The organism is Salarchaeum sp. JOR-1 (assembly GCF_007833275.1).
In the GTDB taxonomy this organism is placed as follows: Archaea; Halobacteriota; Halobacteria; order Halobacteriales; family Halobacteriaceae; genus Salarchaeum.
In genome coordinates, this window is record NZ_CP042241.1 from 1,242,301 (window position 1) to 1,254,824 (window position 12,524).

General features: G+C 56.9%; 7 protein-coding genes. 1 reads left to right on the forward strand and 6 read right to left on the reverse strand.

The annotated features are described in order from the left end of the window. Positions 1–160: 160 nt before the first annotated feature. From FQU85_RS07670 to FQU85_RS07680, 3 genes are all read right to left on the reverse strand, one after another. Positions 161–505 carry a PIN domain-containing protein gene (locus tag FQU85_RS07670; protein WP_145846538.1) on the reverse strand — a complete coding sequence of 115 codons (345 nt, stop codon included), beginning with the start codon at positions 503–505 and terminating at the stop codon, positions 161–163. 80 nt (positions 506–585) lie between these two features. Continuing rightward, positions 586–888 carry a MarR family transcriptional regulator gene (locus FQU85_RS07675; RefSeq protein WP_145846540.1) on the reverse strand — a complete coding sequence of 101 codons (303 nt, stop codon included), beginning with the start codon at positions 886–888 and terminating at the stop codon, positions 586–588. 178 nt (positions 889–1,066) lie between these two features. Continuing rightward, the gene (locus FQU85_RS07680; RefSeq protein ID WP_240792465.1) at positions 1,067–3,412 is read right to left on the reverse strand and encodes a BGTF surface domain-containing protein; all 2,346 of its coding nucleotides are present in this window, start codon (positions 3,410–3,412) and stop codon (positions 1,067–1,069) included. Here FQU85_RS07680 and FQU85_RS13615 point away from each other — a divergent pair. Further along, entirely contained in the window at positions 3,324–3,707 is a 384-nt protein-coding gene (locus FQU85_RS13615) for a hypothetical protein (RefSeq protein WP_240792473.1), read from the forward strand. The genes FQU85_RS07680 and FQU85_RS13615 overlap by 89 nt on opposite strands. 282 nt (positions 3,708–3,989) lie before the next feature. Here the strand turns inward: FQU85_RS13615 and FQU85_RS07685 are convergent, their stop codons facing one another. The 3 genes from FQU85_RS07685 to FQU85_RS07695 all read right to left on the reverse strand — a co-directional run bounded on the left by FQU85_RS07685 (position 3,990) and on the right by FQU85_RS07695 (position 12,455). Beyond that, positions 3,990–4,931 (reverse strand): NEW3 domain-containing protein, encoded by a 942-nt coding sequence (locus FQU85_RS07685; protein WP_145846545.1) that lies wholly within the window; start codon positions 4,929–4,931, stop codon positions 3,990–3,992. A gap of 1,177 nt (positions 4,932–6,108) precedes the next feature. After that, a complete protein-coding gene (locus FQU85_RS13840; protein WP_145846547.1) occupies positions 6,109–9,423 on the reverse strand; it encodes a pre-peptidase C-terminal domain-containing protein in 3,315 nt (1,104 codons plus the stop codon). A gap of 200 nt (positions 9,424–9,623) precedes the next feature. Next, complete coding sequence (locus tag FQU85_RS07695; protein WP_145846549.1) at positions 9,624–12,455, reverse strand: S-layer family protein; 2,832 nt, start codon at positions 12,453–12,455, stop codon at positions 9,624–9,626. Positions 12,456–12,524: the final 69 nt, after the last annotated feature.

A 12,524-nucleotide genomic window follows, 5' to 3' on the forward strand; every position in this document is an offset into this window, starting at 1 on the left:
CCTTATTCTTCTTGATGTGACACACACTCAGCGAAACCAACCACTCCATGGGGGCGTCGCCACTACGCGGGGTGAACACTGATGGGGGTGCTGCGGGTGTGACCGCTATCGGTACTCAACACGGACGCTAAGGGTTTGACCCAGCCATAGGCGGCTATCGCTACGTGTACGGATTGTCCGCAGTCGATAGCCGTGTAATCGTGTCGAACCGGTCGAAATCGTCGTCGAAACTGTAGACGTACTCGATTCCGACTCGGTTCATGTACGCCGCCGTTACGGCGTCTGCGAGTTCGAGATTTCGCTCTCGAAGGAATATCACCTGTCCGTCCGCCTGATCCGATTCGGTCGGATGAACGAGTTCGATGTTCTTGCTGTCTTCGAGGTACTGGAACGTTTCAACCGCTCTCCCCCAGGTCGTGTTCTTCTGAATCGACGCCAGTGCCTCCATCAGATTCTGTGAAAGCACGTGAACGAGCGGGAGGTCTCCCTGGTCGACCGCGTCCATAATCTCGCTCGGTCGTGGAACGCGTCACGGCGGCTTCGGTCCGCGAAAAGAACGTTCGCGTTGACGACAGCCCGAACCATTCAGTTCCGCGTGTGCGATGCTTCAGTCTCTTCGAGCGCGTTCGTCTCCCCCATGTCGATAGGGTCGGGGCGCTCGGCGTCCCCGCGCGGCACCCACCAGAGCACGATACCGCTCGTCTTCCGGCGCCGCACCAGCCCACGCTCGTGAAGCGCGTTCAGGCGCGCCCGGGCGTCGTCCGTCGAGCAGCCGAGCACGTTCGAGATATCGCTCGTCGTCACCCCCGGCGGCTCCATCGTCTCAACGACTTCGAGCACGTCCTCAGCGCTCACCGTCGTCGTCGGTTCTGAGTCGGTTCCACTCATACCCGAGAATACGCCAGTATCGCGTAAAAGCATTCGCCCACCGACGGCGTCGCCACTACGCGGGATGAAAACAAAGAGGGGAGAATGCTGCGAGTGTGACCGCTTACGGGCGGTCAGTCGTCTTGTTTAGTTCTCGTGACGTTCCCGAGAACCGCGTTCTCGGGGGCTAGCGACGCCGTTAGGCGTCGCGGCGGAGCGCGAGGAGCGCTGCGCCGAGGACCGCGACGAGCGCGAGACCGACGCCGAAGCCAGGCGTGCTACCGGAGGAACCGGAAGTCGTCGTGGCTGCGGTCGTCGACTGCGTCGTACTCTGCGTGGTCGACTGCGTCGTACTCTGCGTGGTCGACTGCGTCGTACTCTGCGTGGTCGACTGCGTCGTACTCTGCGTGGTCGACTGCGTCGTACTCTGCGTCGTGGTCGTGCCCGTGGACGCGACGACGTTACCGTTGGCCGTCGAGCTTGTGCGGGTGTTCGAGATGGTGAACGCGTCACCAGCGTCGATGCCCTGCGGCGTCGTGAAGTTGAATGTCGTGGACCACGTGCCGTCCGGCTGGACGGTCACAGAGGCGCCCTTCACGAACGCAGGCTGGGTGTCGGACGTCGACTGCAGGCGCACGGTGAACGAGGTACCGGGCGCGTAGGTCGACGAGCCGGAGATCGTGACGTTCTCGGATGCGGTCACGTTGTACGGGTTCTCCGAGTAGGACACCATGCCGTCGACGATCTCGAAGTTCGCCATCACGGACTGGTGGGCGCTGTCGGCGTCGCTGCCGAGCAGGCGGTCGTCAGTGACCGTGAACGTGGCGTTGAAGTTGTCGTTTGAGTCGACACTCACATCGTTGTTCGTGCCCTGACGCTCGAAGTCGACTGCGCTGGGCTTGAACGCGACGTAGTAGTTGTTGTTCGCGGCGTCCGAGATCACGTAGAGGCTGCCCGTGGAGCCGCTCACGTTGAGCACCTTCGGCTGCCGGTTGGACTCGGGGTTCGTCTGCATGACGCTCAGGTCGAGCGAACCAGACGCAATGGCGTTCTCGAGGCCGCCTTCCGCTGCGACGAGGCCTTCGAGGCCGGTTGCGCTGATCTGGTGGACGATGAAGTCACTTGCGACGATCGAGGAGTCCTCGGTGAGCGAGCCCTCGTTGATCATCGAGACGAGGTTGCTGACCGTGGTGCTGCCGGAGAGGGTGCCCTGCGGTGCGGTCCAGAGGGTGACGCCGTTCGTGGCGCGCTCCTGAATGAAGAGCGTGCCGAGGGCGTCCGCGGAGCCGACGGTGTCCGCGTAGCTCTGGTCGCCCGTGGACAGGTAGAGGCTGTAGTCGCCCGTGTCCAGGATGTTCGCGAGGTCGGTCTGGCCCTCGAAGGCCAGGCTGTCGGTGCTGTCCTCAGGGAGGGAGACGACGTTGCCGAGCGAGCTGCTGCCGGCGGCGTACGTGTTGAACTGGACGGTGACGGTGCTGTCGTCGTCGTCACCGTCAGTGACCGTGACATTCGCCTGGTAGCCGGACTGCGACTGGCTACCGATGACGAGCGTGGCCGTGCTGGCCGAGCCCGTGATGTCGACGGTAATCTCCGCGACACCGCCCTGTTTCACGTCGTAGCTGCCGGCCTGCGTGAAGCTCACGGCACCGGCCTGGGCTTCTTCAACAGTGACGGTCTCGGTTGCGGAGGCCGTCGTGTCAACGACGTTGAAGTTGAACTCGAGGTCGCCGGTCGTCGAGAAGGCGGCTTCGAGTTTGTCGCCGTCGTTCGTGGAGACGACGATGCCTTCACCGTCGATCGTGCTCGACGCGGCGAACGCGCTCTGGAGCTGGGACGCGGTGAGGTTCGGGGACGTGATCTTCACGTTGAAGCTACTGCGGTCGGAGTCCACGCTGAACGTGGTACTCTGGCCCGCGGTGATCGTCCCGGGGTCAGCCGTGACGGTCACGTCTTGCTTCACGAGCGTGAACGTGATCTGGTTGCCGTCCCCATCAGTGAGGCGGTAGGTGTCTTCTGCGAGGTCGGCGGTCTCGAGGAGGAGCGCGCCGTTCGCGTTGGTGGCTTCCTCGGACTGGAAGCGGAAGTCACCACTGTCCGTTTCGTACTGGAGCTGGAGTGCTTCGTTCGCGTTCCAGCCAGTCTGCGTGAACTTCACGACCTGGCCCTGCCAGATGATGGAGCCATCGGAGGACACCGTACGGTCGTACATCGTGTCGTCGGTGGGCGGCTGCTCGCCGCCGTTATCGTCTTGCTGGGTTTCGACCGTGACGGTTGCGGTCAGCGTGCCGACCGTGCCGTCTGCGGTGATGATTTCGGCAGTGATTTCGTAGGTTCCGTTCGACGCACTCGAGGGGACGCTGACATCAACGGAGGAGGTGACACTGCTGCCAGCACCGATCGTGTAGTACACGAATTCGTGCGTGCTGGACTTGGTGGTGTCAGCGTCTCCGGTGTTCATGCCGGTGATGTTCCAGCCATCCGGCAGTGAGGATTCATTGACGTCGAGTGCGACGCCGGTTGCAGAGGAATTACCGGAGTTTGTGATTGTATACGATACTTGTACGGTGCTCCCTGGTGTGGTAGTTGTACTACCACCTGAGCCGCCCAGGTTCACTGCTGCTGCAGCGGGAACCGTGGCGACTGAGAGGAGCATGAGTGCTGCCATGAAGACAGCAAGGGGTTTTGTCGGTGTTCTCATGCCTGCATTCAAGCCATACATTGCTCCCGGTATATGCTTTGTGTTCTTTCACTCCCCTGGGAATCGCCAATTTGTGGTGACAGACGAGGATTTAGGGATTTCAGCCATCAGCTCTCCATATAAATACGAATGGGTAGACTAGTCCCGTCGTTGGGGGCGAGTGCTACAACTCGTCTCCTGTACTCCGAACGGTGACCGGAACTAGCGTTTCTTCCAGCCCCGATTCGTTCACTTGTTCATGGGTGTGAGTTCGGCTCTCTATCGACGAGCCTGAACGCACGCTCTACTTCCCGTGTGCACACGGGACAGTCCAGCGGAGGGAGCTTGGGATTACTGTTCCTCACGAGCTGGATAGGGAGCTTTGTGAACGAAAAGATATGCCGAGTTAGGTTGCAGTGTTTAAGTTGTTAGACTTGGCTGGGGATTAGGTGGATTGCCAGGCAGCGATGATGGCGAGCGCGTTTTGTGTGTTAAGGCTTCCATGTTGCCATGCACTAATACCAGCGAGAGCTTCCGTTGTTCCGATTTCGTTGTTTTCGTCTGTATCGTAGGTTTCGATGACGGATTCAGTGACCGTGACGGTGAGCGTGGTCTGATCGACGATGCCGCTGGTCCGAATTGCTGTTGCACTGATTGCGTACTCGCCGGGGGAGGTGTTTGCTGGGACGGCTAGTGTGAGTGTTGCTGCGACAGAACTATTTGGCGCGATTGAGAAGTAGGTGAACTCATAGCTGGTATTCTTATAGGCGTCGGCGGTATTACTAACGTCGGTTATTGTCCAGCTATCCGGCAGTGAGGATTCATTGACGTTGATTGTCGCGGGGAGTGCGGTACTTCCTGTGTTTTCGAGTGTGAACTCAACAGTTGTGGTTTCTCCTTGGGTAACAGTTGAATTCGTTCCATGAATCGCGATCGGGCTGGTAACGGTGACTGTTGCGTTAACCGTCGCAATCTCACGTTCCGCAGTGATAACCGTTGCCGGGATCGTGTAGTTGCCGCGGGAGGCATTTGCAGGAACCTGAAGGGTTAGTGTTCCCGACGCATTACTGTTCGCCCCAATGGAGTAGTATACAAATTCCTGCGATGAGCTGCTGTAGGTATCGGCTGACCCACCATGATCGGTGACAGTCCAGCCGTCTGGGAGTGCCGATTCGTTAACGTCCAGGGCAAGTGGGACTGAATCGTTTTCCCCTGCGTTTGTGATTGTGTATGAAAGTGTCGTTGTTTCTCCTGGCGTGACTGTTGTCGTACTTGCTGCGACCGTGATAGCGGGCTGTGTGTTTGTTGCAGCTACTGTTAGGCCACTCGTGAGTAGCGTACTCGCGAGAAGCACCACGAGTACACGATGGATTGTTGAACGCATCATACAAACGGTATGTGAGTCGCACACATAAATCCACTTGACCCCTCCTCTTCTCCTACGTATAGTGATTTACAGATGATTTAGTATAGACTGAGTTCGTAGGACAACGGAATGGGAACTGACCCCGTCTCTTTCACAGTGAGGACAATCTCGATCGCGTGCTTACCTATCCTCGTACCGACGGTCTGACATTAGCGCACACTCCATATCAATTGGCTGTACATGGGTCTCTCATTGAGGGATGTCACCGACAATGCCGGGCTGTCCTAACAACCCGGCAGTCCCGGGGTTTGACCCGGGTATCACGGCGGATTCGGATGCCTTCCACCGAGTGTCCGGGGCGGTCTGTCTCGGAATTCGACGAGGAATACCGACAGTGTCTCTTGGACTTGCTTGAAGTCAGCGACCTCTGGACGAACCCGGAGATTCATGTCGCCTGGACGAAGACGCTGATTGCATTCCATACGATCGCTTTGCGACGCGCCGTACTGATCTGTGTCCCTTCGTCTGCGATGACCCGTACAGAGCGTTTAGACCGTCTCGACGACAATCTCCTCACTCAACGCATTACTGGCGGTTTCCCGAGGCCGCGATGACAGTAGCCGTGCTGAAGAGAGAGTACTGCGAAGGGGTAGGTATCGATGAAATTCGGACTGATAGTGCGACAGAAGTTGTAATTTCGGTATCTCGTCTCTGTAACTGGCGGCCACGTCCATCGGACACGATCTTCCTCAAGGAGAGAATCCCGCCCTTTAGGGCGGCGTGAATCCGACGATTCCACCACAGGCCATGTTCTGACGATAATACGGATATTTAAGCAAAATCATGTCGTAGCATGACGTACACCGAGGCGATTCGTCGCCACCCTAAATGCACAATATCGGGACTCCGAGAACCAGCACGTTCGAGACACACATCTCGAACCGCTGTGGTGTCTCGGTCAAGATAACTCCGAGTCCCCTTGCCGGGGATAGGAGTAACGGCGGTGTGGCCCCGCCATCGGCCCGTCATGCCGACGGGTCGTAAACCAGCAACTATCCCAACCCAGCGGTACAGTGCCGTGGGAAGCCCCGTCGTTTACGACGGGGAGGAGGTCACACCGTTCGGGAACCACTGATACCCCTGACCCCTGGTGAACACCGAGACACCAGCGGCCAGATTCGAAACGCAGGGGTGGCGGTTACGGTGTTGGCACGCTTTTGGCGTTCTGCCAGTACGTGACGAGATTGAGGAAGTTCGTTGTCCCGACCTTCCCGTTTTGCCATGCCTGTACAGTTGTGAGGAACTCGGTCGTTCCGAGCTGTCCGTTGTTGTTCGAATCGTATTGTGCGGCGAGTTGGGTGACTCCGGAGGGTTGTTGGTCGCCGACCGTGATGGTTGTCGGTTGCTGGGTATTCACCCACACCGAATGTTCACCAGTTGTCTCAATGCTTGTCGTGTAGGAGACTGTGGTCGTCGCATTGGCTTCGACAGCGACGGTTTTCTTCGTTGTTTCTGACCCAACGTGGAAGGTTACCGTTGTCTCACCGGCGACCGCACCATCATTCACGACGGTCGCAGTTATCGTGAACTTCTCCCAGGGATCGGTCGTCGTTTTACTGACGGTGTAGTTACTGACATGGATATCCGCCGGTTGCGCCACTGTGATCTCCGTCTGGGAGCGGTTCCCAACAGTGACTGTATGCGTCCCCGTTGTTGCGAAGGTCGCGAAGAACGTAACCTCCTTTGTTGAATCTTCTTGCACACGCACCGTCTTCGTTGTGGCTTTCGTCCCATCCGTATAGAGTGTGACATTTGTTTGGCCGTCTGCACCGCCGGTGTTCGCCACTGACGCGGTCACCCGGAGGCGCTGTTCAGTACTAATCTTCGGATCTGGAACAGCGTACGACACCTCGAAATACGGAACCTGGCGTTCCTGGATCATGAGCGTCTTGCTAGTTGCGGTGCTTGCACTCTCGTTGTCCTCAACGGAGAGTTCCACCGCAACCGTCCCAGAACTCATGAACGTATGCGTTACCGTTGGATCCGTTGTAACGACGGTTTCCGTCGGGAACTCCCATGTGTACTGGGCGATTGTCCCGTCATCAGTTGCAGCACTAGCGTCGAAGGAAACGGTTTCCCCGGCCGTAATGTTCAGCGGGCGATAGGTGAACGCGGGGTGGGGGCGAGTGTTAATATCGGTCTTCCCGACGGTGATAACACTCGGTTCAATATCTGAGATGTCACCCCCGACACTCGTCGTGCCGATGATCGCTTCAATGTCTTGGACCGCGCCGTCCGGGACTTGATAGGTGATAGTGACGGTCTTCGTCTCATTGCCTGGCATCGTTGCCCACTGCCAGCGGAGATCGATGGCATCCCACGTGCCACCCGCAGCGGTTTGGCCGGCAACCTGCCAGCCACCCGGCAGCGTCCCCAAATCAAGAGAGACATCACTGACGGACGTCGATAACGTATTTGTGAGCGTGTAGGAGACGGTGACTTGTTCGCCAGCAAGGGTTGCAGCCTGCTTCGTCTCGATACTAATCGGTGTCGTTTCGTTTTTCGTCCGCGAAACCGTCAAGTCGTAGGCAGTCGGCTGCCGCCCCTCATTCTGACTATAGACTTCAATGTAGTAGAGCCCAGTTCGTGGAGCCGTTAACGTCAGTTGCTCGTTGTTATCATACGATTCACTCGTATCGAAGTACTGTGGTCTCGACCCATCGTCCTTGTTGTCCGGTGCGTAAATCCGCAAATCAAGATTTTCGATGCTGTCGTTAAAGACGGTCGAGGCAGACAACATATCACCTTTCTGGAGACCGATCACGTAGAAATCACGTTCACCCCACAACAGTTCCGCGGAGAAGGATCCGGCATCAATCACTGCCGACGATTCATAGTCGTAATTCGCCTCATACGGATCGCCTTCTGCTGGCACAACCCGATTGATTGAGAACGAATACTCGAGATTCCGCGGCACCTCGTGATCGTCGTCTCCGTAGACCCGAATATAGTAGGTCCCGCCTTTCTGCGCGGTGAACGCAACGCGTTCGTTGTCACTCCACGTTTCTGATCCTTCGATATGTTGGGGTTGTTGTCCGTAATCTTCCCCGTCTTCCCGATAAATGTCTACTTGAAGGTTCTTCTGGCTGTGATTGAAGAACGCCTCAAATTTCACAACGTCACCTGCCTCAAGATCAAGTTTGTAGTAATCTGTTTCACGCGGCCGGAGTTCAGCTGTATGCGTCCCTTCCTGCACCCACGCTGCACGCTGATAGTTATAGTTCGGTTCGTATGCATCGGTTTCCGCGGGCGTAATCCGATCGTATTGCAGGGTGTAGTCCGCGGCATCTCGTTCGTCTTCCCCGGTCACACGGACGTAATAGGTTGTATCCGCTTTCGCAGTGAATGCCGCATATTCGTTGGCACTCCATGAGTTCGACCCGATGATATGATCTGGCTGAGTGCCGTAGTCATCAGTATCCGTCCGGTAGACGTCTAATTGCAGATTGCTGTCGTCGCCGTAGGTATGGAGCACTGAGAGGTTGATGACGTCACCGGCTTCTGCCGTAAATGCGTAGTAGTCTGTATCACTTGGCACCACTTCGGCTGAGTAGTTCCCCTCAAGGATCGGGGCTGCCAGCGTCGTATTGAAGTTCACTTCGTAGATATCTGTCTCCGGTGGTTGGATTCGTTCTACGAGAAGTGTGTACGGGGCGCTTGTCGTATCCTCATTTTCGCCATACACTTTCACGTAGTAGGTCGTGTTCTGTTTCGCAGTATACTCTACGCGCCGATCATCGTCGTAAACCTCTCCATAATCTATTTGATCCGGTTTGCTATCGTAGTCGGACCCATCGGGCTTATACAATTCAATGCGGAGAGCACCTGCCGATTGATCATATTTCATTCGGATGTCGAGGACATCGCCTCGATTGAGGTCAATGGCGTAATAGTCCGTCTCGCCAGCGAGTAGATTTGCCGGATGCCGGTTTTCAGTGATGGGTGCTGCGAGACCGAACTGATAGTTCGGCTCATAGGTCGCATCTTGCGCTTCGCTTGGCGTCGTCCGTTCGTACAACAGCGTATACGGAACGGGTGCAGACTCACTCCCTTCTCGGTTTACCTTCACATAGTAGGTGGCATCTGCTTTCGCGGTGAAGGCAAGCACTTCGTCTGTATCAACCGTCTGTGCAGAGTCAACAACGTCTGGGGCCGAGTCCCAGTCACCACTATACGTATCATCCGGTCGGACAACAGTCAGCCCGAGATTACCAGCGTCCTCGTCGAATTTGACTTCAAGATTCACGACGTCACCCGCGTTCAGATCGAGTTTATAATAGTCAACGTCGCCGCTGGTGATGTTCGCTGGATACCGGCCTTCAGTCGTGTTTGTCGCTGACGCAAGCCCGTTATTCGGTTCGTTCGGGTCAACCGTGGCTGCCAATGTCGGGATGGCAACGACACCAACGAGGAGACACGCACTGAATAGTATCAGTATGTGGACGCGACGCATACCCAACCCGTTTTCGACACTCCACCGTTAACGTTTCCCTTCCACCACTCCCCTACCTGAGTTGCGTTCCGTACCACGTCTCCTACCCGCCACTTCAGAACCTCCCGGGTACAACTGCACGTATCGCTCCTGGCGAGGGACGCGCACTAAGAAAAAAGACAAGACGTGAATCGACGACGAGCGAAAACGGGCCGGCCTCGTTAGGAGGGCGTCGGCACCGTCATGCTCTCCTGCCAGTACGTCACGAGTTCGAGGAAGTTCGACGTCCCGATCTCGTCGTTCTGCCAGGCACTGACAGCACTGAGGAACTCGGTCGTTCCGAGCTGTCCATTGTTGTTAGTGTCGTACTGAGCCGCGAGTTCTTCGACCGGAGTGAGCTGATCTTCTGCGTTGACCGTGATGGTCGTCGCAGCGAGACCGTTCACCGCGACCGTGTGGTTACCAGTCGCACTGAAGCTGGTCGTGAACTCAACGGTCGTCGTCGCGCCGGCCGCGACAGTCACCGTCTGGCTCGCCGTCACGTTCCCATCCGTCGAAAGGGTGACGTTCAGCGACCCTTCAGCGTTTCCAGTGTTCGAGACGGTTGCAGTCACGGTGATGTTCTCACCAGTCACAACCGTCGTGTTGCTGACCGTGGAGTCAGTGACCGAGACATTCGCGGTCGTCGTCTCGAAGGTAACCGTCGCCTGCGAGGCGGCGCCCGCGGAGTCTGCGATCGCCGTAATGGTCGCCGTTCCATCGGCACTGACGTTCGTCAGCATCGCCGTAGCCGTGAACTCATTGGACGCGTTGAGTTCAACGGTCTGCGGAACCATCTTCCCCAGGTCCGTGTTCAAGGACACCGTATCCATGAACGGAACCGTGCGGCCCTGCGAGTCAACGAACTTGAAGCTCACAGAGACGTTCGTACCGGGTTCGACGGTCGTCTTGTTCGGCGTGACGACAAGCCGGTCAACTGCCCCGGTCGTGGTGATCGTTGCCGAGCCCTGCGCGGTGTAGTTCTGCGCCTGGGCGATGAATTCGGTGGTGCCCGTGTTCGAGGTCGCGTTGACCCACACCCAGGCAACACCGTTCTGGTTCGTTGTGTCCGACGTGGTGTTCAGCTTCGCAGCGTTGCCGGAGAGCCGACCGAAGGTGATTTTCTCACCGGCGATCGGAAGCGGCTTGCCGTCGGGGCCGACAAGCTGTGCCTTGATTTTCGTCGCGTTGACCGCACCGGGCGCATCGCTAACCGTGAGGGTTTCCGGTGTGAAGGTCACGTTCAGCTGGGATGCGGTCTGGATCGACCACGTTCCGGAGGTGTTCGTGACGTTCGCGAGCGTCGTCGTCGCGGTAAGCGTCGCCGAGCCTTCCGTGGCGTTCGCCTCGATTGTGAACGTGACGTTACCGCTGGTGATCTGTTTCGTGTTGTCCGCGTCTTGGACGAAGATCGTGCTGTCGTCCGAGGAGTTCAGCGTGATCGTTTCGCTGGTTACAGACGTGTTGACGTTACCGAATTCGTCAACTGCCTGGATAGTTACGTCCAGGGTGCTTTCCGCAGCAACAACACGACTATCAGTCGTGAACTGAAGTTCCTCAACAGGCGCCGCAGTCGTCTCTACGAGCACCGATGGTTCGGGACTCCAGCCCGCAACCGACGCATTAATCTGGTAGTCCTTCTTCTCGGTACCGAGCGTGAGCTTTGCCGTCGCGACACCCTTATCGTTGGTAGTGTTCGTCGCAACAACCGTCCCGTTGACGGTGAACTTGACAGTCTCCCCGCTAATCGGGTTGTTACCACCGTCTCTCAGCGTAACCGTTGCCGTGTGGGTACTGTTTACCTGCGCAGTGAACTCTTTCTTGTGGCTGCTGACGGTGAAGGAACTCTGATTCGGGGAAATTGGACCCGTGACGGTTGCAACCGTCGTGGAGTCCGCATTCCCGTTCTTCTGCTCAATACCAGTGATCGTTACTGTGACACCCGGCTTGGTAGCCGTGAAGGTGATGTACGCCTCACCCTGCGCACTGGTGGTCCCTGAAGATTGTACACTCGAGACGTTTGCTGCAGTGGCGTTGTCGAAGCTCCAGGCAACATTCACGCCAGACCGGTGGATCGGCTCGCCATTCGCGTTGACAAGCTGGAGGGTGACATTCGCAGTCGCCGAACCGTTCGCGGCGATCTCCGTCACGTTCGAGGTGACCTCAACACCCGCAATCGAACCCGAGAACGTCAGCTGCCCAGAGCCGGAATTGAGGGCTTTCGTACTGTCAGTGTCATACGCAGTGAGCGTTACCGTCTCAACCTGCGTGTCAAAGACACTGTAATTAACGTACTCAAACCCTGCGGAATCTGACTTGTTGCTACCTTTTTGGATGGTGACTGAACTATCATCGGAAATCAACGAAAGCTGATTGAAGCTACTGCCGAGGTAACTATCGAAGCTTTCGACGTAATTCCCGAATTTGTCCACGGCGTACACACGAACCTCAGCAATTTCATCGGATTCCGCCTGGTTGACGTTCTCACCATCCTCGACAGCGAATGCGCCGCTGGCCTCTACATGGAGCTGCGTCGGCTCCATATCAACGGTGAAGTTGTCGTTAACCGTTGTCGAAATGGTGGAGCCATTCGTAGTATTGGCGCTTGTCTGGACTTTATAGTCCCCCAGATCTTCGGGGAGCGCGACACTCACGTTGACATACTCGACCGTTTCGTTGTTACCGTTCGCGAAGGTCGAGTTACTCAGGCTCGTCCCGTTTTTGAGTACTCCGCTATTAACGAGGACGATGTCATTCCCATCGGACGGGGAGACGATGACATCGATAGAACTGGCATTCACCGTATGGCCAGTACTCGCGTTGATGGAGACGTTAACGGTGGCCTTCTCGTTGTCAAACGTGTTTTGACCAACGTATTCTACAATGCTGGCATTTCCCGCAGCATTGTTTGTGGCCGCTGCTGCGCCGGTAAATGCGATGGTTCCGCCAAAGACGGAACCGATCATGAGGAGCGTCAGGAACAGGGAGCGAATTTTCGTGCGTGTATCACTCATATTCCTTCGTCACCTCCTGTCGTGGTTGTTTGCGATACGTCACGCCCGGTGGCGTGAGATCCTGTCGTC

What these genes read in the sequence shown, in the direction of transcription:
- FQU85_RS13840 (WP_145846547.1), bottom strand. Translation starts at nt 9,423, where the DNA reads ATGCGTCGCGTCCACATACTGATACTATTCAGTGCGTGTCTCCTCGTT.
- FQU85_RS07695 (WP_145846549.1), bottom strand. Translation starts at nt 12,455, where the DNA reads ATGAGTGATACACGCACGAAAATTCGCTCCCTGTTCCTGACGCTCCTC.
- FQU85_RS07675 (WP_145846540.1), bottom strand. Translation starts at nt 888, where the DNA reads ATGAGTGGAACCGACTCAGAACCGACGACGACGGTGAGCGCTGAGGAC.
- FQU85_RS07670 (WP_145846538.1), bottom strand. Translation starts at nt 505, where the DNA reads ATGGACGCGGTCGACCAGGGAGACCTCCCGCTCGTTCACGTGCTTTCA.
- FQU85_RS07685 (WP_145846545.1), bottom strand. Translation starts at nt 4,931, where the DNA reads ATGATGCGTTCAACAATCCATCGTGTACTCGTGGTGCTTCTCGCGAGT.
- FQU85_RS13615 (WP_240792473.1), top strand. Translation starts at nt 3,324, where the DNA reads ATGCCGGTGATGTTCCAGCCATCCGGCAGTGAGGATTCATTGACGTCG.